Source organism: Thiobacillus sp., assembly GCF_030696885.1.
Classification (GTDB): Bacteria; Pseudomonadota; Gammaproteobacteria; order Burkholderiales; family Thiobacillaceae; genus Thiobacillus.
Map to the genome: position 1 here is coordinate 152,666 of NZ_JAUYRI010000003.1, position 20,111 is coordinate 172,776.

Genomic DNA, 20,111 nt, shown 5'->3' on the forward strand with positions numbered 1-20,111 from the left:
GCTGCACTGATGCCCCTTAATCTCCCCAACCTGCTCACCTGGCTGCGCATCCTGTTCATCCCCCTGATGGCGGGCGTGTTCTATTTGCCCGACGGCTGGGTGACGCCGCAGCAGGCCAATCTGCTGGCGGCCGCCTTTTTCGGCGTGGCGGCGCTGACCGACTGGCTTGACGGCTATCTGGCGCGCGCACTCGGCCAGACCTCGGCCTTCGGCGCCTTCCTCGACCCGGTGGCCGACAAGCTGATGGTCGCCGCGGCGCTGATCGTGCTGATCGACCTCGGCCGCGTGGCGCCGCTGGTCGCGCTCATCATCATCGGCCGCGAAATCACCATATCCGCCTTGCGCGAATGGATGGCCAAGGCCGGCAAATCGGCCAGCGTCGCGGTGTCCTTCGTCGGCAAGCTGAAAACCACGGCGCAGATGGTCGCCATCGTGCTGCTGCTCTACTTCCAGCCATTTGCTGGCCTGCCGATCGCGACCCTCGGCACGGTCCTGATCTGGGTGGCCGCGCTGCTCACCCTGGTGTCGATGGCGTATTACCTGGTGATGGCCGCGCGCGCCTTGCGAAATACGACCTGAATTGCGCCCGGGGGTGTTGACAGAAAAAGACGGAATCACCATAATGCGCAGCCTTCAACGCGGGAATAGCTCAGCTGGTAGAGCGCAACCTTGCCAAGGTTGAGGTCGGGAGTTCGAACCTCCTTTCCCGCTCCAGCATTCCGGGGAAAACAGAAGGCTCAGTCCGGACGTTTTCCCCTTTTCGTTTAGTGGTTTACCGCATTGGCGCGATAGCAAAGCGGTTATGCACCGGATTGCAAATCCGTGTAGGTCGGTTCGACTCCGGCTCGCGCCTCCAGATTCAAGTTCGGCCGTCCGCTTTGCCCGGATGGTGAAATTGGTAGACACAAGGGACTTAAAATCCCTCGCCAGCGATGGCGTACCGGTTCGATTCCGGTTCCGGGCACCATCTTCCCTTTCAGTCTGCCGGCGCGAATGGTATAATTCGGCCGCTTTATTACGTTTAAATGGGCAATTCGCCCATTTTTTATTTGTGCGACGCCTGCCGCGATAATGGATTTGCGATGATGGATTTACCCGCGCGCCTGGAGCCTGTTCTTGCCGGTCTCGGATACGAGCTGGTGATGCTGGAGCGCGCCGGTCGCGGGTTGATGCGAATCTACATCGACAAGCCGGACGGCATCACGATTGACGATTGCGTGGCGGTGAGCAATCACCTGACCCATCTGTTCACGGTCGAGAACATCGACTATGACCGGCTGGAGGTGTCCTCGCCCGGCATCGACCGTCCGCTGGTCAAGCCGCAGGATTATGTGCGCTTCGCCGGCGAGCAGGTGACGCTGAAGCTGCGGGTACCGATGGACAACCGGCGGCGCCTCAGCGGTCAGCTGGTGGGTCTGGAAAACGAAGCGGTGAAGTTGATCGTTGATGGCACGGAAGTGTCGGTTGATTTGAGAAATGTGGACGCTGCCCGCCTGAAACCCCTGGTTTAGGCGAGGCTGGAGGAAATGATGAGCCGTGAATTGTTGATGCTGGCCGACGCGCTGGCACGCGAAAAAAACGTGGACAAGGACGTGGTGTTCGAAGCGCTGGAGCAGGCGCTCGCCTCCGCCACCAAGAAGCGCTTCAAGGAAGAGTCCGATGTGCGCGTGTCGATCGACCGCGAAACCGGCGAATACGAATCCTTCCGCCGCTGGCAGGTCGTCACCGAAGCCGACCTGGAATCCGAGGGTTACCAGATCCTGCTGATCGACGCCCAGGACAAGCACCCCGACATCGAAATCGGTGATTACATCGAAGAACCGCTGGAGAACGTCGAGTTCGGCCGCATCGGTGCGCAGGCCGCCAAGCAGGTCATCCTGCAGAAGATCCGCGACGCCGAGCGCGAACAGATCATCCAGGACTTCCTCTCCCGCAAGGAGCACCTCGTCAACGGCGTGGTGAAGCGCATCGACCGCGGCAACGCGATCATCGAATCCGGCCGCGTTGAGGGCTTCCTGCATCGCGACCAGATGATCCCGCGCGAGAACCTGCGCGTCGGCGACCGCGTCCGCGCCTACCTGCTGCGCATCGACCGCGGCGCCCGCGGCCCGCAGGTGGTGCTGTCGCGCACCGCGCCCGAATTCATCATGAAGCTGTTCGAACTGGAAGTGCCCGAAATCGAGGAAGAGCTGCTCGAGATCAAGGCCGCCGCCCGCGACCCCGGCTTGCGCGCCAAGATCGCCGTCGTCTCGCACGACCCGCGCATCGACCCGATCGGCACCTGCATCGGCCTGCGCGGTTCGCGCGTCACCTCGGTGACCAACGAACTCGCCGGCGAGCGCGTCGACATCATCCACTGGTCGGACGATCCTGCGCAGTACGTCATCAACGCACTGGCGCCGGCGGAAGTCAGCTCCATCGTGGTGGACGAGGACAAGCACAGCATGGACGTGGTGGTGGACGAGGAGCAGCTGGCGATGGCCATCGGCCGCGGCGGCCAGAACGTGCGCCTGGCGTCCGAACTGACCGGCTGGGATCTCAACATCATGTCGCGCGAAGCGGCCGACGAGAAACAGTCGAACGAAAGCGGCAAGACGCTCGCGCTCTTCATCGAGAAACTCGATGTGGACGAGGAAGTCGCCCAGATCCTGGTCGACGAAGGCTTCTCCACGCTGGAAGAAGTCGCCTACGTCCCGCTTAACGAAATGCTCGAGATCGAGGCCTTCGACGAAGACCTGGTCAACGAACTGCGCAACCGCGCCCGCAATGCGCTGCTGACCGCGGCCATCGTCGGCGAGGAGCAGGTCGAGGCCTCGGCCGGCGACCTGCTGTCGCTTGAAGGCATGGACGCCGAAACCGCACGCACGCTTGCCAGCAAAGGCATCCACACCACCGAGGATCTGGCGGAACTGGCAGTCGATGAACTGACTGAGATGTCCGCCATGGATGCCGAACGCGCCAAACAATTGATCATGGCCGCACGCGCGCCCTGGTTCGCCCAAGGCTAAGAGGACTGCATGAACGTTGAACAATTCGCCCAGGAACTGAAACTGCCGCCGCAGCTGTTGCTTGAACAGCTGAAGGCGGCGGGCGTCAGCAAGAACGATGTCGTCGACCCCGTCACCGAAGCGGACAAGGCACATTTGCTCGACTATCTGCGCAAGATGCACGGCGGCGGAGGCGAGACCGGCAAGACCAAGATCACCATCACCCGCAAGCAGACAGGCGAAATCCGCAAGACCGACAGCACCGGCAAATCGCGCACCATCCAGGTCGAAGTCCGCAAGTCGCGCACCTACGTCAAGCGCGATGCCGCTGCGCTGACGGCTGAAGCCCAGCCTGTCGCAGAGCCCGCACCGGAAGTCCAGGCCGCCCCGCAGGTCGAGGCCGTCATCCCGCCCGTCGTCGAAGTCGAGGCCGCGCCGACCCCCGTCGTCGAAACCGCGCCCGCCGCCGAGCCCGAAGCTGCACCGGCCGCCAAGAAAGCGCCCGCCAAGAAGGCCAAGGTCGTTGAAGCGCCCGTGCCCGAAGCGGCCGTCGAAGTCGAGGCTGCACCCGCCGAGGTGGCGGCAGAAGCCGCGCCGGTCGCGAAAAAAACCACCCGCATCAAAAAGGCCTCGATCCTGAACGAGGCAGAAGTCAAGGCACGCGAAGAGGAAGCTCGCCGCCACACGGCGCTGCAGGAACGCCAGGCTGCCGACTCCCGCGCACGCACCGAACGCGAAGCCCTGCGCAAGCAGGCTGAAGCCGCGCGCGAAGCCGCCAAGGTAGCCGCTGCGGAAAAAGCTGCAGCGCCTGCTGCACCGGCTGCCCCCACCGAAAAAACCCTGCACAAGCCGGACAAGCCGGCTGCAGCCAAGGGCGCCAAGGGCCCGGACAAAAAACCCGGCGGCACCTGGAAGGACGACGCCGCACGCCGCAAGGGTGGCCTCAAGACCCGTGGCGGCGCCGTGCCTGATGCAGGCTGGCGCGGTCGCAAGGGCAAATCCAAGTCCGGCAGCCATGAAGACACCACCTTTGTTGCGCCCACCGAACCGGTCGTGCGCGAAGTGCTGGTGCCGGAAACCATCACGGTCGCCGAACTCGCCCACAAGATGTCGGTGAAAGCCGCAGAAGTGATCAAGGCGCTGATGAAGCTGGGCAGCATGGTCACCATCAACCAGGTGCTCGATCAGGAAACCGCAATCATCCTGGTCGAGGAAATGGGCCATATCGGCAAGCCGGCCGCGCTGGATACGCCGGAAGCCTTCCTGGTCGACAGCGGCGAGGTCAGCACACACGAAGTGCGCGCCAGACCGCCGGTCGTCACCGTGATGGGGCACGTCGACCACGGCAAGACCTCGCTGCTCGACACCATCCGGCGCACCCGGGTGGCCAGCGGCGAAGCCGGCGGCATCACCCAGCACATCGGCGCCTATCACGTCGAAACCGAAAAAGGCGTCATCACCTTCCTTGACACCCCGGGCCACGAGGCGTTTACCGCCATGCGTGCGCGCGGCGCCAAGGCGACCGACATCGTGGTGCTGGTGGTGGCGGCGGACGACGGCGTGATGCCGCAGACCATCGAAGCCATTCACCACGCCAAGGCAGCAGGCGTACCGCTGGTGGTGGCCGTGAACAAGGTCGACAAACCCGAAGCCAACCCCGAGCGCATCCGCCAGGAGCTCGTGGCACAAGGCGTCACCCCGGAAGAATGGGGTGGCGACACCCAGTTCGTCGAAGTGTCGGCAAAAGCCAACACCAACATCGACGGCCTGCTCGACGCCATCCTGCTGCAGGCCGAAGTGCTGGAACTGCAGGCAGCCGCCGACGGTCCTGCCCGCGGCATCGTCATCGAAGCGCGTCTCGACAAGGGCAAGGGCCCGGTCACCACGCTGCTGGTGCAGTCCGGCACCCTGCGCCGCGGCGACATGGTGCTGGCCGGCCAGGCCTTCGGTCGCGTGCGCGCCATGCTCGACGAAGCCGGCAAGACCGTGGCCGAAGCCGGTCCGTCGATTCCGGTCGAGATCCAGGGTCTGTCCGACGTGCCGCAGGCAGGCGAAGACATGATGGTGCTGCCGGACGAGCGCAAGGCGCGCGAAATCGCGCTGTTCCGTCAGGGCAAGTTCCGCGACGTGCAGCTCGCCAAGAAGCAGGCCGCCAAGCTGGAGTCGATGTTCGACCAAATGGGCCAGGGCGAAGTGCAGCAGTTGCCGATCATCCTCAAGGCCGACATGCAGGGTTCGTACGAAGGTTTGGCGCACGCGCTGGCCAAGCTGTCGACCGACGAGGTCAAGGTCAACATCATCCACAGCGCAGTCGGTGCGATCACCGAATCCGACGTCAACCTGGCGCTCGCCTCCAAGGCGGTGCTGATCGGCTTCAACGTGCGCGCCGATGCGTCGGCCCGCAAGCTGGCCGAGTCCAGCGGCGTCGACATCCGCTACTACAACATCATCTACGAAGCGGTGGACGAGGTGAAAGCCGCGCTGTCAGGCATGCTGGTGCCCGAGAAACGCGAAAGCGTCATCGGCAGCGTGGAAGTCCGCCAGGTGTTCGTCATTTCCAAGATCGGCACCATTGCCGGTTGCTACGTCACCGACGGCGTCATCAAGCGCAACGCCGGCATCCGCGTGCTGCGCAGCAACGTGGTGATCCACCAGGGCGAGCTCGATTCGCTCAAGCGTTTCAAGGACGACGTCAAGGAAGTCAAGGCCAACTTCGAATGCGGCCTCTCGCTGAAGAACTTCAACGACATCCAGGAAGGTGACATTCTTGAGGTCTTTGAAGTGGTGGAAGTGGCGCGTTCACTGTGAGGACCGAGGGATTAGGATCTAGGGTCTAGGATTTAGGGAATGAGCGCGGCGAGCCGCGCGCCTTCTTCCCTAGCCCCTAATTCCTAGCGCCTAGCCCCTAACAACCATGCCCAAAGACTTCCCCCGCGCCCGCCGCGTCGCCGACCAGATCCAGCGCGAACTGCCCGAATTGATCCGGCAGGAAGTGAAGGATCCGCGCGTCGGCATGCTGACCATCACTGAGGTGGAGGTCAACCGCGACATGGAATTCGCCAAGGTCTACTTCACCACGCTGGGCGGCGAGCCCGAGCACACCGCCTGCCTGCAGGGCCTGCAGCGCGCCAGCGGCTTTCTGCGCACGCAGCTGTCGCATCGCATGCAGCTGCGCGTGGTGCCCAAGCTCACCTTCGTCTACGACCGCTCGGTCGAGCGCGGCATCGAGCTCAGCCAACTGATCGAAACGGCCGTCGCCGAAGACGCCAAGCACCCCAAGGACGAGTGAAAGCGCAACGCCAGCCTGTCGATGGCGTGCTGCTGCTGAACAAGCCGGTCGGCATCACTTCCAACGCCGCGCTGCAAAAGGCCAAGTGGCTGCTCAACGCCAAAAAGGCGGGCCACACCGGCACCCTCGACCCGTTCGCCGACGGTCTGTTGCCGCTGTGTTTCGGCGAAGCCACCAAGTTTTCCGCCTACCTGCTCGAAGCCGACAAGCACTATCGCGCGGTGCTGCAGCTCGGCGTCACCACCACGACCGGCGACCCGGAAGGCGAGATTCTCGCCACCCGCGAGGTCCATGCCAGCCGCGCCGAGATCGAGGCCTTGCTGCCGCGCTTTACCGGCGAAATCGAGCAGATCCCACCGATGCATTCGGCGCTCAAGCACCAGGGCCGCCCGCTCTACGAATACGCGCGCGCCGGCATCGAGATCGAGCGACCGCCGCGCAAGGTGACGATACGGGCCCTCGAACTCGTCGAATGCGATCCGCCGCGCGTGGTGCTGGACGTGCAGTGCAGCGCCGGCACCTACATCCGCACGCTGGCGCAGGACATCGGCGCAGCGCTCGGCTGCGGCGCCCACCTGACCGCGCTGAAACGCACGGCAGCGGGCGGATTCAGCCTGGATCAGGCGCATACGCTGACCGAACTGGAGGCGCTCGACGCCCCGCTGCGCCCCGCCCTACTGCTGCCTGCTGATTGCCTGGTGGCGCATCTGCCCGCGCTTGAACTCGATGCGGCCGGCGCTGCGGCGCTGTGCCAAGGCCGCAGCGTCGCGCATGCCACTGCCCATCCGGGGCTCAACCGGGTCTATGCCGCATCCGGCACCTTCATCGGCCTGGTCAACAGCGATGGCGCCAGCCTGACGCCGCGCCGGCTGGTGGCCACCCAGCAGGCTTGAGTTCAGACCCCGATTTGGCGTAAAATTCGCGGTTTCCCCGAACGTGTCCCGCTCAGCCGCAGGCCACGCGATTTAGAAGGAGTACACCATGGCTGTTACCGTCGCCCAAAAGGCAGAGATCGTCCAGACTTACCAACGCGCTGCCGCCGATACCGGCTCGCCCGAAGTGCAGGTTGCCCTGCTGACGGCACGCATCAACGACCTGACCGGCCACTTCAAGGCCAACATCAAGGACCACCATTCCCGCCGCGGCCTGCTGAAGATGGTGAGCCGCCGCCGCAAGCTGCTGGACTACCTGAAGCGCACCAACCTCGAAGGCTACAAGACCCTGATCGATCGCCTCGGTCTGCGCAAGTAAGCGCATCGAAATCGGTGAGCCGCTGTCGCATCATCGTCGAAAATCTGGCCCAGGGGCTGCGCCCCTGAGCTTTTTGCGCCCCGCCTGAAGCGGGGCGTTTTTGTTTGAAAGGAATACGTGTGAGCGCAATCAAGAAAACGTTTACCTACGGCCGTCATCAGGTCACCCTGGAAACCGGCGAAATCGCCCGCCAGGCCTCCGGCGCCGTCATCGTCAACATGGACGACACCGTGGTGCTGGTCACCGTGGTGGCCAAGAATGAAGTCAAGCCTGGTCAGGATTTCTTTCCGCTGACCGTCGACTACCAGGAAAAAACCTACGCGGCCGGCCGTATCCCCGGCGGCTTCCTCAAGCGCGAAAGCCGTGCGTCGGATGGCGAAACGCTGATTTGCCGCCTGATCGACCGCCCGATCCGCCCGCTCTTCCCCGAAGGCTTCTTCAACGAAGTGCAGATCATCGCCACCGTGATGTCATCCAACCCCGAAGTCAGCGGCGACATTCCCGCGCTGATCGGTGCCTCGGCCGCGCTGTCGCTGTCCGGCCTGCCGTTCGACGGCCCGGTGGGCGCTGCGCGCGTCGGCTTCATCAACGGTGAATACGTGCTGAACCCGACCAACACCGAACTGAAGAATTCGGCGCTCAACCTGGTCGTCGCCGGCACCGAGTCCGCCGTGCTGATGGTCGAGTCCGAAGCGATGGAACTGCCGGAAGACATCATGCTGGGCGCGGTCGTGTTCGGCCACACCCAGATGCAGGCTGCGATCAACGCCATCAACGAGTTGACCGACGAAGCCGGCGCCGACGCCTGGGACTGGCAGCCGGTCGCAGAAGACGCCGCGATGGTCGAGCGCCTAAAGACGCTGGCCGAAGACGGCCTGCAGCAGGCCTACAACATCAAGCAGAAGCAGGCGCGCATGGCCGCCATCGACGAAGTCCGCAACAAGGCCTTCGCTGAGCTGATCACGTCCGACATGGACACCGTCGCCGCCAACCACATCAAGGACGCATTCCACCGCCTGGAAGCCGGCGTGGTGCGCAACCGCATCCTGTCCGGCCAGCCGCGCATCGACGGCCGCGACACCCGCACCGTGCGTCCGATCACGATCCGCACCGGCGTGTTGCCGCGCGCCCACGGTTCCGCCCTGTTCACCCGCGGTGAAACCCAGGCGCTGGTCGTCACCACGCTCGGCACCGGTCGTGACGAGCAGACGATCGACGCGCTCGAAGGCTCCTATTCCGAGCATTTCATGCTGCAGTACAACATGCCGCCCTACGCCACCGGCGAAACCGGCCGCGTCGGCGCGCCGAAGCGTCGTGAAATCGGCCACGGCCGGCTCGCCAAGCGCGCGCTGCTGGCGGTGCTGCCCACCAAGGAAGAATTCGGCTACACCATGCGCGTGGTGTCGGAGATCACCGAATCCAACGGCTCGTCGTCGATGGCGTCGGTGTGCGGCGGCTGCCTGTCGCTGATGGATGCCGGCGCGCCGCTGAAGGCGCACGTCGCCGGCATCGCCATGGGCCTGATCAAGGAAGGCAACCGCTTTGCGGTGCTGACCGACATCCTCGGCGACGAGGATCACCTCGGCGACATGGACTTCAAGGTCGCGGGCACCGAAAAAGGCGTCACTGCGCTGCAGATGGACATCAAGATCACCGGCATCACCAAGGAGATCATGCAGGCCGCGCTTTCCCAGGCGAAGGAAGGCCGCATGCACATCCTCGAGATCATGAAGTCGTCGGTCTCCGATACGCATGAGATGTCGGCCTACGCGCCGCGCATCATCGCGATGAAGATCAACCCAGAAAAGATCCGCGACGTCATCGGCAAGGGCGGCGCCGTCATCCGCGCACTGACCGAGGAAACCGGTACCCAGATCGACATCCAGGAAGACGGCACCGTAAAGATCGCCTGCACCAGCATGGAAGCCGGCGAACTGGCGAAGAAGCGCATCGAGGAGATCACCGCCGAGGTCGAAGTCGGCAAGGTCTACGAAGGTCCGGTCATCAAGCTGCTGGACTTCGGCGCGATCGTCAACGTGCTGCCGGGCCGCGATGGCCTGTTGCACATTTCGCAGATCGCCCACGAGCGCGTCAACACCATCGGCGACTACCTGAAGGAAGGCCAGGTCGTGCGGGTGAAGATTCTGGAGGCCGATGAGAAAGGCCGCCTGCGCCTGTCGATGAAGGCCCTGCTGGAAGCCCCCGAAGCGCCGGCCCCGACGCCGAGCGACGAAGAACAGGCCAGCTGAACAGCGCCGCCCCACGGGGCGTTCGGCCAATAAAAAACGCGCCCCGGCGCGTTTTTTATTGGCCGTTCCTGCGGATGCGTCTCAGACCGCTTCGCCCAGAAACGACTGCCACCAGCGCTTGCGCTGGCCGGTCACCACGCCGCGCATTTCAAGCTCGCGCGGCGGCGTCTTGCTCATCAGCCAGCCCGGCAGCACCGAGGACTTCGTCGCGCTGGAGCCGCACGAACTGCCCAGATGGTTGGGGTCGTAGATCTTGATGAAATTGGGGGCATCGAGGTTGTCAGCGTAGACGATCGCGCAGTAATCCTCGTGATGCTCGCGCCGCAGCAGTTCGTCCAGCTCGCGCGTGAACTGCTGCACCTTGTCGGCCGCCGAGGGTGCCTGCGGCACCTGCTGGCCCACCGCGTAGAGGTACCAGCCTGCCCCGGCATCGACCTTCTGCCAGAACGCCGTGAGCTGGTCCCAGCGCATCACGCTGTATAGCAGGCCGTTGTAGTAACGGTCGAATTCGTCGGGCTGATTCGAACTGCTCTGGGCCATGGCGTTCTCCGGTTGATTATGTGGCAATCTGACGTGCCATCTTATTGGGCGGGCCTGACGTGCCAAGCTTTATTTGGCGACCTGACGTTCGCGGATTTCCTCGAGCGTCTTGCAGTCGATGCACAGCGTCGCAGTCGGGCGCGCCTGCAAACGGTCCAGCCCGATTTCGACACCGCAGGAATCGCAGTAACCGTAGTCGCCGCTGTCGATCTTGGCGATGGTTTCGTTGATTTTCTTGATCAGCTTGCGCTCGCGATCCCGGTTGCGCAGTTCGAGCGCCATGTCCGATTCCTGCGTGGCACGGTCGTTGGGATCGGCAAATACGGTCTGCTCGTCCTGCATGGAATGCAGCGTGGTATCGATGTCCTGCGACAGTTCTGCTTTCCAGTCTTCGAGCATTTTGCGAAAATGCGCGAGCTGTTTCGCGTTCATGTATTCTTCGCCCTTTTTGGCCTTGTACGGCTCAAAGCGCATCAAAGTTTCAGCCATCTCGTTCTCTTTGCAAATATCGGTTATTCCGGGTCAGACCCGACCCAACTTAATATCAGAATCGCTTAAACGCCGCAACCCATATGACACTACAAGCCCTGCTCTTCGACGTGGACGGCACCCTGGCCGACACCGAGCGTGACGGCCACCGTCCCGCTTTCAATCAAGCCTTCAAGGACGCCGGTCTTGACTGGCACTGGGATGTCGCCCTCTACGGCAAGCTGCTTGCCGTCACCGGCGGCAAGGAGCGTATGAAGCACTATATCGACCAGTTCCGGCCGGACTATAGGAAGCCGGACAACTTCGACGAACTGGTGGCCGAACTGCACCAGGCCAAGACCCGCCACTACAGCGCGCTGGCCGCCCAGGGTGGCATCCCGATGCGCCCCGGCGTCAAGCGCCTGCTGGCCGAGGCGCGCGCCGCCGGCCTGCGGCTGGCGATCGCCACCACCACCACCCCGGAAAACGTCACCGTGCTGCTGGAACACAGCCTGGGGCCGGGTACGCAGGACTGGTTCGAAGTGATCGCCGCAGGCGACATCGTGCCGGCGAAGAAACCCGCGTCCGACATCTACCATTACGCGCTGGAAAAAATGGGGCTCGACCCCGCCGACTGCCTGGCGTTCGAAGATTCGGAAAACGGCCTGCGCGCCAGCCTCGGTGCCGGCCTGAAAACGCTGATTACCATCAACGACTACACGCTGGACCATGACTTCAGCGGCGCTGCCGTGGTGTTGTCCGACCTGGGCGATCCCGGCGCGCCCAACCGGGTGGTGTCCGGCCCCGACCTCGGCCAGCCATTCGTCGATGTGGGGTATTTGAGAGCGCTGTATCGGGGCTGAGGAAGGGCTTAGGATCTAGGAGTCAGGGGATGAGCGGCCGGAGGCCGCGAATTTTAACTAGCCCTAGGGATTGTGCATCAGCGCCGCTTCCAGCGTATTTTCCAGCAGCGTCGCCACCGTCATCGGCCCCACGCCGCCCGGCACCGGGGTGATCCAGCCTGCGCGTTCGAGCGCGCTGTCGAAATCGACGTCGCCACACAACTTGCCGTCAGGCAGGCGGTTGATGCCGACGTCGATCACGATCGCGCCCTCGCGGATCCAGTCGCCCGGAATCATGCGCGGCTTGCCCACCCCCACCACCAGGATTTCGGCCGAGCGCACGAAGCTTTCCAGGTCGCGCGTGGCGCTGTGGCACACGGTAATCGTGCAGCCCGCCAATAAAAGTTCGAGACTCATCGGGCGGCCGACGATGTTGGAGGCGCCGACCATCACCGCATTTTTGCCGCGCAGTTCCACGTCGGTGGCACGCAGCAGCGTCATGATGCCGCGCGGGGTGGACGGCCGCAGCGTCGGCATCTTCACCGCCAGCCGGCCGATGTTGTAGGGGTGGAAGCCGTCGACGTCCTTGTCCGGACGGATGCGCTCGATCACCGTCTCGGCGTCGATGTGCACCGGCAGCGGCAACTGCACCAGAATGCCGTCGATGGCGCCGTTGGCGTTGAGCGTATCGATCAGTGCCAACAGTTCGTCCTGGGTGGTGGTTTCCGGCAGGTCGTGCGCCACGCTGGTGACGCCGGCGCGCTCGCAGGCGCGCTTCTTGTTGCGCACATACACCGCCGAGGCCGGATCCCCGCCGACCAGGATCACCGCCAGGCCCGGCCGGCGCTTGCCCTGCACCTCGCGCTCAGCCACCTTGTCGTGGATCACTGCGAGGATGGTGTCGGCCATGGTCTTGCCGTCGAGAATCCGTGCGCTCATTCAAACCACCCTGAAGCAAAAGCGTGATTTTCCCGGAACGCACGACGCGACTCAAGCTAAAATTGACCCCGTCGTGTCCCCAATGTATAGTCTCGCCTCTCCGAAATGCGCCCGCCATGCACCTGGGCGCGATAGGATTTCGGGGTGTAGCGCAGCCCGGTAGCGCGCCTGCTTTGGGAGCAGGATGTCGGAGGTTCGAATCCTCTCACCCCGACCACCCCCTATCCGGCAAGTAAGAGTAGCGCCCGAGAAGTGAGTCTCTGCCCGTAGCTCAACTGGATAGAGCACCAGCCTTCTAAGCTGGGGGTTACAGGTTCGATTCCTGTCGGGCAGGCCAAGTTTTTCCGTTGCCAGCGTTTGTTGGCGACACCAATGGTGGACGTAGCTCAGTTGGTAGAGTCCAGGATTGTGATTCCTGTTGTCGTGGGTTCGAGCCCCATCGTCCACCCCACCTTACAAAGAAGCAGAACAAAGCCCGCGCATGCGGGCTTTGTTCATTTGCTTTGTTCATTTAAGTTCTAAAGCTTCAGCGTGCCGATATGCGCCACCGCGCCCGGGTCGTCGCGCCACAGCGCCGGATCAGCGTCGACGTACAGCTCGATCATGATGCCGTCCGGATCATGGCAATACAGCGACTGGCTGACGCGATGGTCGGACTGGCCGTCGAGTTCGACGCCATGCGCGGCGAGGTGATCGCGGCAGGCGCGCAGGTCGTCGAGCGAATCGCCGACCTTGAAAGCCAGGTGATACAGGCCGACCTGGCGGTCTTCGGGCAGCGGTGCATCCGCGCCGAGTTCCAGCAGCGCAAGGTCGTGATGATTGTCGCCGCACGAGAAGAACACCATGCGGCCGCCGTGGCGCGCCACTTCGGTCAGCCCCAGCACGTCGCGGTAGAACGGCACCGACACGTCGAGGCTGCGCACCCTCAATACGGCATGGCCCAGCTTGAGTGCACGCATCATCGCTCCTTCATTCCTGAATCACCCCGTCGACATACAGCCAGCGTCCGTCCACTTGTTCAAAGCGACTGGTCTCGTGCAGCCTGAATGCGCGCCCATTGAGCTTGTAGCGGGCGACGAATTCCACCGTCGCATGGGTCGCATCCTGCGGCGCGTGTGCTTTCACGGTCAGGCCCAGCCATTGCGGACGCGGCACCTCATCCAGACCGAGCCAGGCGGGACACGTCGCCGGATGCCAGGTCGCGCGCAGATACGCCTCCAGCCCCAGCACATACGCGCTGTAGCGCGAGCGCATCAGGCTTTCGGCATCCGGCGCGGGCACACCCACATGGTAGTGGCCGCAGCAGTCCGCCAAGGCGCGCGCCGACCCGCAGGGGCAGGCGGCGCCGGTCAGCGTGTCTTCACCGGGCATTGCAGCTTCGGCTTGAGGTAGGGCCACACGGCGTCGAGCATCTTCGGCTGGGCCTTGCTGTTGGGGTGGATGCCGTCGGCCTGCATCATGCCGTCCTTGACCCCCACGTCGCAGACGAAGCACGGCACGCGCACGATCTTCTCCTCGCGCGCCACGTCAACGTATATCCGCGCCACTGCGTCGGCATACGGCTTGCCGTAGTTGGGCAGCACCGGGGCCTCCAGCAGCATCACCCAGGCGCCGGCCGCCTTGGCCTGGCGGATCATTTCGACCAGATTCTGCTTGATCGCCGCCGGCGGCGTGCCGCGCAAAGCATCGTTGCCGCCGAGCTCGATCAGCACGCCTTGCGGCCGGTGCCGATCCAGCGCAGGCGCCAGACGCTGCAAGCCATTCTGCGTGGTGTCGCCGGTAATGCTGGCGTTGATCACACGCCACTGCGCATTTTTTTGCGGCAGCGCGGTTTTCTTCAGACGCGCATCGAGCAAATCCACCCAGCCCTGACCCTGGGCGAGGCCATAGCCGGAACTCAGGCTGTCGCCGACGATCAACACCATGCACGAAGCGGCCTGCGCCCAGCCCGGCAAAGTCAGCAACAACAGCAACCACAAGCGATAATTCATTCATTCTTCCTGAGTCGACCCATTTCAATGACGCCTGCCGACAGTCCCCAGTTCCCCGCCACCGCGGTTTCCGCGCATGCCCTGTCCCAGACCGTACCGACTGCCGATGGCACGCTCACCATCCTGAGCGAAGTCGGGCTCGCCGTCCAGGCGGGCGAAACGCTTGCGATCACCGGCGCCTCCGGTTCCGGCAAGTCCACCCTGCTCGGCCTGCTGGCGGGACTCGACCACGCGTCGGCCGGTGAAATCGTGTTGCTCGGCGAGCGCTTGGGCGGCCTCGACGAAGATGCCCGCGCGCGGCTGCGCGCCGGCCGCGTCGGCTTCGTGTTCCAGTCATTCCAGCTCTTGCCCGCGCTCACCGCGCTGGAAAACATCCTGCTGCCGCTGGAACTCGCCGGCCGCGCCGACGCCCGCGAACGCGCGCTGCACTGGCTGGACCGCGTCGGCCTCGCTGCGCGCGCCGGTCACACACCGCGCCAGCTGTCCGGCGGCGAACAGCAGCGCGTTGCCCTCGCACGCGCGTTTGCCACCGATCCGGAAATCGTCTTCGCCGACGAGCCCACCGGCAACCTCGACGCCGACACCGGCGCGCGCATCATCGATCTGTTGTTCGAACTCAATGCCTCCGCCCGCACCACGCTGATCCTGGTCACCCACGACGACGCACTGGCCTCGCGCTGCCAGCGCCGGCTGCACCTGGTGGCCGGCCGAGCGCAGGAAGTGGAATTCGCATGACGTTCGTACGGCTTGGCCTCTGGCTGCTGCGGCGCGAACGCGCCAGCGGCGAATGGCGCGTCCTGCTGCTGGCGCTCGTCATCGGCGTCGGCAGCGTCTCCACCACCGGTTTCCTCGGCGACCGCATCAAGCGCGCAATGAGCGAACAGGGTGCGAGCTTTCTCGGCGCCGACCTGCTCGTCACCAGCCCGCGCCCGATCGACACCTGGCCCGACCATGCGCTACAAACCAGCAACGCGCTCGAATTCGCCAGCATGGTCAGCCGCGGCGATGCCTTCCAGCTGGGCACGCTGCGCGCGGTCGACGCCGTCTACCCGCTGCGCGGCGAGGTGCGCATCGCCGACCGCCCCTTCGAGGCCGGCGCCCCGCGCCCGGCGCAACCGCCGCCCGGCGCGGTCTATGTCGATCAGGAGCTGCTGACGCTGCTGAACGCCGCGGTGGGCGACTCGGTGCAGATCGGCGAAGCCACGCTGCGCATTGCCGGCGTGGTGGTCGAAGAACCCGGCCAGCTCGCCGGCGTGTTCGGCTTCGCGCCGCGTGTGTTCATGCGCGCCGACGAAGTCGAGGCCACCCGCGTGCTGCAGCCCGGCAGCCGGCTCACGTATCTGTATCAGTTTGCGGGCGAGCCGGAGCCGCTCGCCGCATTCGGCACGACACTCAAACCGCAACTTGAAACCACCCAGCGCATGATCGGCTCGCGCGACGGCGTCGAAACCCTGCGCGGCGCGTTTGCCAACGCCGATCACTACCTCCAGCTCACCGCGCTGATCAGTCTCTTGCTGTCGGTGGCCGCCATCGCCATCGCCGCGCATCGACATGCGCTGCGCCATTACGACCAGGCCGCGTTGTTGCGCTGCATGGGCGCCACCACCGCGCAGCTGCGCACGCTCTATGCGGTGCAGCTGCTGACGCTGGGCGTGCTGGGCAGCCTTGCCGGCGTGGCGGTCGGCGCGCTGACGCAGCAGGCGCTGGCCGGACTGATCCTGCCGGAAGCCGTCACCCGCCTGCCGTCGCTGGGCACAGCGCCGGTCGGCGTTGCCGTCATCAGTGGCCTGCTGGCGCTCGCGGGTGCCAGCCTGCCCGCACTGATGCGTCTGATCCGCGTGCCGCCGCTGCGAGTGCTGCGGCGCGACCTGCCACCGCTGCCTGTCGCGGCGTGGGTCAGCGCGTCCATCAGCGGATCGGCGCTGCTGATCCTAATCGGCTGGTATGCGGGCGACGCCAAGCTGGTCGCCATTTTTGTCGGCGCACTCGCCGCGCTGATTGGTGTGCTGATCCTGCTGGCACGGCTTGCGCTGGTGGCCGGGCGCGGCGTGCAGAAGATCAGTTATGGTCCGGTGCGCTTCGGACTTGCGCAACTGCTGCGCCACCGCTTCGACAGCACGCTGCAGCTCGGTGCCTTTACTCTGGCGCTGTTTCTCGTCGCCCTGCTGGCGCTGGTGCGCAGCGACCTGATCGACGGCTGGCGCCAGCAATTGCCGGAAAACGCGCCGAATCATTTTCTGGTGAATATCGCGCCGCACCAGCAGGCCGCGGTGGCTGCCTATCTGGCCGAGCACCGCCTCGAAGCCTCCGAGGTGTATCCCATGGTGCGCGGCCGCCTGGTCAGCAAGAACGGCCTGCCCATCGCCGACACCCTGCCGCCGGAAGCGCGCGACACCAACACCCTGCGGCGCGAGCTCAACCTGACCTGGACCACCACGTTGCCCGCCAACAATGTGCTGCTGTCCGGAACCTGGCACGGCGAGCGCAGCGACCCATCCGCGGAGATTTCGGTGGAATCCCAAATGGCGGAGCGGCTGAACCTGGCGCTCGGCGACACCCTCGGCTTCGAGTCGGGCGACCAGACGATCACCGCGCGCATCACCAGCATCCGCAGCGTGAAATGGGAATCGATGCAACCCAACTTCTTCGTCATCTTTTCGCCCGGCCCGCTCGATGCCCTGCCCGCCAGTGCCATCGCCAGCGTCTACGTGCCGCCGGACGCGACGGGTGTGCTGCCCGGCTTCGTCAAGACCTTCCCCGGCATCACGATTCTTGCCCTCGACAAGCTCATTGCCAACATCGAGGCCGTGTTCGCGCAGATCGTCGCCGCAATCCAGTTGCTGCTGGGTTTCCTGCTCGCCGCCGGCATGGCCGTCGTCGTCGCCACACTATTGGCCAGCCTCGACGCGCGCCAGCAGGAAGCCGTGCTGTTGCGCACGCTGGGCGCGCAGCGCGCCTATCTGGCCAAGGGGCTGTGGAGCGAGTTCATCGCGCTCGGCGTGCTGGCCGGCCTGCTCGCCAGCATCTGCGCCGAAATTGCAATGGCGCTGATCGCCGACCGCCTGTTCGATCTGCCGGTGCGGCTGCATCCGTGGCTGTGGCTCGCCCTGCCCGCTGCCGGCGCCCTGCTGGTGGGCGCCAGCGGCTGGCTCACCACGCGGCACATCACCCGCGTGCCGCCGATGCAGTCGATCCGGGCGTTGGGTTGAAGTCACTGGCGGCTGTTATCGACCCGCTGGAGTCAGTCGTGAGGTATGTCGAAAACGTCCGTTTGTCGGCGAGGTCGTGTGGAAACGTTGCGATGAATCGTTGCCAGGCGACCGCAGGAATTCAGTCTGTAGCCGAGATATCCAGAAGTGCCGAATTTGTTCGACTGGTTTGGCGCGCAAAAAGGCCCTTTCAGGCCCTTATGACTGCCCTCAGGGGGGGCATCCCAACGATCTGTATACCCGCTTCAGGTTGTAGGCGAGGACATGCAAGCTCATTTCCGTTCGCACATGCTCCAGGGCGCGCATCAGGAAGTGCCTGGCCCCCATCCAGAACTTGATGGTGCCGAAGGGATGCTCGACCGTCTTTCTCCGGATGCGCATCACATTCGGTCTGCCGTCAAGTCGCTTTTGCATCGCTTCCAGAATTTCCTCGTGCTCCCAGCGACTGACCCGGCGGTAGTCGCTTGGCGTGCACTGGGCCTTGATGGGACAGCATGGGCAGTCCGAGCTCCAGTAGCGGTGAATGAGATGGTCTTTCTCCATCCGGCTGAAGCGTCGGATGAGCTGGCTGCCCGCCGGGCAGCGGTAGGAATCGGTATCGGGTTGATAGACAAACTCCGACTTGTCGAACCGGCCCTCGGCTTTGGCTTCCGACGTCATCGGTTTGGATACGTAGGCAGTAATGCCCGCCTGATAGCAGGCCAGAATTTCCTCACAGTTGAAGTAGCCCCGGTCCGCGATGGCCTGAAGTTCCTGACCCGGCATGATCTCTTGGGCCTGCTTTGCCATCTTGGCCAACTGTCGTCGGTCGGAACCGATGTTGGTCACTTCATGCGCCACGATCAAATGGTGCTCGGTCTCCACCGCAGTCTGCACGTTGTAGCCCACCAGTCCGAGACTGGTGCTGGTGGTCATGGCCCGTGCGTCCGGATCGGTCAGCGAGACCTGGCCGCTCGGCGAGGCCTCCAAGCGGGCTTCCATTTCCTTGAGTTCCCGCATCTCACGCCTCAAGGTTTCGATCTTCTTGCTCAGGTGGGTAGTCTTGGTTTCCGTGACCTCCGACGGATTGCGATCCGCCATCTCGATGGCGGTGAGGTATTCGTCAATGCTGCGCTCGATCTCCCGCATCCGCTTGTCGAGCTTGGCTCGAGTGAAGTTGCGGTCGTGCGCATTGACCGCCTTGAACTTGCTGCCGTCGATGGACACGATGGCCTGGGTGAACAGATTGAGCCGCCGGCATAGCAGGATGAACTCGCGGCAGACGTTGCGGATCGCCTGACCGTTGTCGTGACAGAAGTCGGCGATGGTCTTGAAGTCCGGCGCCATCTTGCCGGTGAGCCACATCAACTCGACGTTGCTTTGGCATTCCCGCTCCAGCCGGAGGCTGGACTGGATGCGATTGAGATACCCATACAGGTAAAGCTTCAGCAGAACAGAGGGGTGATACGACGGACGCCCCGTGACTTCTCAGCGGCAGAACACAACCCGATAAGGTCAGTCCGGCCGACCGCATCGACCAGTTGAACTGGCATATCAAAGCGGACCATAGGCTTTCGCCAGAACCGACAGTCAAAAGAGGGGAAGGCAGAGTGACGGGGGCTTGCCGTCGCCCACAACGCCCACAACGCCTGCGACTCAGAAGCGCGCGGAGAACGTGGCGCCAAAAAACGGTGCTGTGTCGGAATCGATCTGGTATAGCTCGTTGCCAGATGAGTTCTCGACCCGCAACTGGCCAGCGGTGACGAGGCCCGCGTACAGGCTCAGTGACATCTGTTCACCATAAGCGTGCGTCGCGCGGAGAAACACGGGTACGCCACGTTCCTCTCCGATACCGTTGGGCACTGGGCCGTCATTGCTCAGGCGAAAGCGCGCGTTGCGCCACGCGGCTCCGAGCCCGACGTTCCAGCCGCTGTCGAGGCGGTACTCGAGTTCCAGGCCGGCTGGCCCGGTGGGTCCCGCGGGCAGCGGGTTCACCAGACGCCAGCGATCGCTAATCCGCCAGTCGACCAGCAGGAACGGGAATACGCTCGTTTCCTCGATGCGGTCGAATACGCCCATGCCAAAGCCGAGACGGTTGCCATTGTCGAAACGTTTGGTCGCCGAGACGATGCCCCCCCAGCTGAATGCGTCACCCGCATCGGCACCGTTCTCGCGGAACCAGTCGAACGAGGGCGCGAGCCCGACGCTCCAGCCATCGCTTAGCCCAAACGAGAGGGGGACCGATACGCCGTAACGTTGCACTATATTCCATGGCGCAACGTTGCCGAAGCGGACTGGGTTCGAGAATGAATAGTCCGTGTAATCGTAGTTGAGTGTCACGCCGGCACGGTTGCCGCGACCGAGGTC

Annotated in this window: 18 protein-coding genes, 6 tRNA genes and 1 pseudogene; 17 read left to right on the forward strand and 8 right to left on the reverse strand. The window is 64.1% G+C overall.

Annotation, left to right across the window (positions count from 1 at the left end):
* Positions 1–9 precede the first annotated feature (9 nt).
* The 11 genes from pgsA (at position 10) to pnp (ending at position 9,776) form a co-directional block, all read left to right on the forward strand.
* On the forward strand, positions 10–579 hold the full coding sequence (pgsA, locus tag Q8R61_RS00885; protein ID WP_305533426.1) for a CDP-diacylglycerol--glycerol-3-phosphate 3-phosphatidyltransferase: 570 nt from the start codon (positions 10–12) through the stop codon (positions 577–579).
* A 59-nt stretch (positions 580–638) separates the two neighbouring features.
* A tRNA-Gly gene (locus Q8R61_RS00890) sits at positions 639–714 on the forward strand.
* 68 nt (positions 715–782) lie between these two features.
* Positions 783–856 (forward strand) — tRNA-Cys (locus Q8R61_RS00895).
* Positions 857–880: 24 nt separating this feature from the next.
* Positions 881–967, forward strand: a tRNA-Leu gene (locus tag Q8R61_RS00900).
* Positions 968–1,025: 58 nt separating this feature from the next.
* The gene (gene rimP, locus Q8R61_RS00905; protein ID WP_305533427.1) at positions 1,026–1,511 is read left to right on the forward strand and encodes a ribosome maturation factor RimP; all 486 of its coding nucleotides are present in this window, start codon (positions 1,026–1,028) and stop codon (positions 1,509–1,511) included.
* Between the two features lie 18 nt (positions 1,512–1,529).
* Positions 1,530–3,008, forward strand: a complete 1,479-nt coding sequence (nusA, locus tag Q8R61_RS00910) for a transcription termination factor NusA (RefSeq protein WP_305533428.1) — start codon at positions 1,530–1,532, stop codon at positions 3,006–3,008.
* A 9-nt stretch (positions 3,009–3,017) separates the two neighbouring features.
* Positions 3,018–5,795: a translation initiation factor IF-2 gene (gene infB / locus Q8R61_RS00915; RefSeq protein WP_305533429.1), complete on the forward strand. Its 2,778-nt coding sequence runs from the start codon at positions 3,018–3,020 to the stop codon at positions 5,793–5,795.
* 106 nt (positions 5,796–5,901) lie between these two features.
* On the forward strand, positions 5,902–6,276 hold the full coding sequence (rbfA, locus tag Q8R61_RS00920) for a 30S ribosome-binding factor RbfA (RefSeq protein ID WP_305533430.1): 375 nt from the start codon (positions 5,902–5,904) through the stop codon (positions 6,274–6,276).
* Positions 6,273–7,169, forward strand: coding sequence for a tRNA pseudouridine(55) synthase TruB (gene truB / locus Q8R61_RS00925; RefSeq protein ID WP_305533431.1), 897 nt, complete (start codon positions 6,273–6,275; stop codon positions 7,167–7,169). The genes rbfA and truB overlap by 4 nt, the downstream gene beginning before the upstream one ends.
* A gap of 88 nt (positions 7,170–7,257) precedes the next feature.
* Positions 7,258–7,527 (forward strand): 30S ribosomal protein S15, encoded by a 270-nt coding sequence (gene rpsO / locus Q8R61_RS00930; RefSeq protein ID WP_305533432.1) that lies wholly within the window; start codon positions 7,258–7,260, stop codon positions 7,525–7,527.
* 119 nt (positions 7,528–7,646) lie between these two features.
* Positions 7,647–9,776: a polyribonucleotide nucleotidyltransferase gene (pnp, locus tag Q8R61_RS00935; protein WP_305533433.1), complete on the forward strand. Its 2,130-nt coding sequence runs from the start codon at positions 7,647–7,649 to the stop codon at positions 9,774–9,776.
* An 81-nt stretch (positions 9,777–9,857) separates the two neighbouring features.
* Here pnp and Q8R61_RS00940 read toward each other — a convergent pair whose 3' ends face one another.
* Together Q8R61_RS00940 and dksA are read right to left on the reverse strand one after the other, a co-directional pair.
* The gene (locus tag Q8R61_RS00940) at positions 9,858–10,316 is read right to left on the reverse strand and encodes a hypothetical protein (protein WP_305533434.1); all 459 of its coding nucleotides are present in this window, start codon (positions 10,314–10,316) and stop codon (positions 9,858–9,860) included.
* A 69-nt stretch (positions 10,317–10,385) separates the two neighbouring features.
* A complete protein-coding gene (dksA, locus tag Q8R61_RS00945) occupies positions 10,386–10,805 on the reverse strand; it encodes an RNA polymerase-binding protein DksA (RefSeq protein ID WP_305533435.1) in 420 nt (139 codons plus the stop codon).
* 83 nt (positions 10,806–10,888) lie between these two features.
* Here dksA and Q8R61_RS00950 point away from each other — a divergent pair, with 83 nt between their 5' ends.
* Positions 10,889–11,647 carry an HAD family hydrolase gene (locus tag Q8R61_RS00950; protein ID WP_305533436.1) on the forward strand — a complete coding sequence of 253 codons (759 nt, stop codon included), beginning with the start codon at positions 10,889–10,891 and terminating at the stop codon, positions 11,645–11,647.
* Positions 11,648–11,710: 63 nt separating this feature from the next.
* On the opposite strand, the gene folD is transcribed toward Q8R61_RS00950, so the two are convergent.
* Positions 11,711–12,565, reverse strand: a complete 855-nt coding sequence (folD, locus tag Q8R61_RS00955; RefSeq protein ID WP_305533437.1) for a bifunctional methylenetetrahydrofolate dehydrogenase/methenyltetrahydrofolate cyclohydrolase FolD — start codon at positions 12,563–12,565, stop codon at positions 11,711–11,713.
* A 140-nt stretch (positions 12,566–12,705) separates the two neighbouring features.
* Here folD and Q8R61_RS00960 point away from each other — a divergent pair.
* From Q8R61_RS00960 to Q8R61_RS00970, 3 genes are all read left to right on the forward strand, one after another.
* A tRNA-Pro gene (locus tag Q8R61_RS00960) sits at positions 12,706–12,782 on the forward strand.
* Positions 12,783–12,825: 43 nt separating this feature from the next.
* Positions 12,826–12,902: transfer RNA gene (locus Q8R61_RS00965), tRNA-Arg, on the forward strand.
* 38 nt (positions 12,903–12,940) lie between these two features.
* Positions 12,941–13,016, forward strand: a tRNA-His gene (locus tag Q8R61_RS00970).
* A gap of 67 nt (positions 13,017–13,083) precedes the next feature.
* Here Q8R61_RS00970 and Q8R61_RS00975 read toward each other — a convergent pair.
* From Q8R61_RS00975 to Q8R61_RS00985, 3 genes are read right to left on the reverse strand one after another with little or no spacing between them, the layout of a single operon-like run.
* Positions 13,084–13,524: a VOC family protein gene (locus tag Q8R61_RS00975; protein WP_305533438.1), complete on the reverse strand. Its 441-nt coding sequence runs from the start codon at positions 13,522–13,524 to the stop codon at positions 13,084–13,086.
* 10 nt (positions 13,525–13,534) lie between these two features.
* Positions 13,535–13,936, reverse strand: coding sequence for a YchJ family protein (locus Q8R61_RS00980; RefSeq protein WP_305533439.1), 402 nt, complete (start codon positions 13,934–13,936; stop codon positions 13,535–13,537).
* Positions 13,915–14,556 carry an arylesterase gene (locus tag Q8R61_RS00985; RefSeq protein ID WP_305533440.1) on the reverse strand — a complete coding sequence of 214 codons (642 nt, stop codon included), beginning with the start codon at positions 14,554–14,556 and terminating at the stop codon, positions 13,915–13,917. The genes Q8R61_RS00980 and Q8R61_RS00985 overlap by 22 nt, the downstream gene beginning before the upstream one ends.
* Positions 14,557–14,583: 27 nt before the next feature.
* Between Q8R61_RS00985 and Q8R61_RS00990 the strand changes: the two genes are divergently transcribed.
* Together Q8R61_RS00990 and Q8R61_RS00995 are read left to right on the forward strand one after the other, a co-directional pair.
* The gene (locus tag Q8R61_RS00990; protein WP_305533441.1) at positions 14,584–15,291 is read left to right on the forward strand and encodes an ABC transporter ATP-binding protein; all 708 of its coding nucleotides are present in this window, start codon (positions 14,584–14,586) and stop codon (positions 15,289–15,291) included.
* The gene (locus Q8R61_RS00995) at positions 15,288–17,765 is read left to right on the forward strand and encodes an ABC transporter permease (protein WP_305533442.1); all 2,478 of its coding nucleotides are present in this window, start codon (positions 15,288–15,290) and stop codon (positions 17,763–17,765) included. Before Q8R61_RS00990 ends, Q8R61_RS00995 begins: the two co-directional genes overlap by 4 nt.
* A 210-nt stretch (positions 17,766–17,975) precedes the next feature.
* Here the strand turns inward: Q8R61_RS00995 and Q8R61_RS01000 are convergent.
* Positions 17,976–19,226 (reverse strand): annotated as a pseudogene (locus Q8R61_RS01000) (IS1182 family transposase); the annotation flags it as partial.
* Between the two features lie 174 nt (positions 19,227–19,400).
* Positions 19,401–20,111 (reverse strand): DUF6268 family outer membrane beta-barrel protein (locus tag Q8R61_RS01005; protein WP_305533443.1); only part of this gene is annotated, 711 nt, incomplete at its 5' end.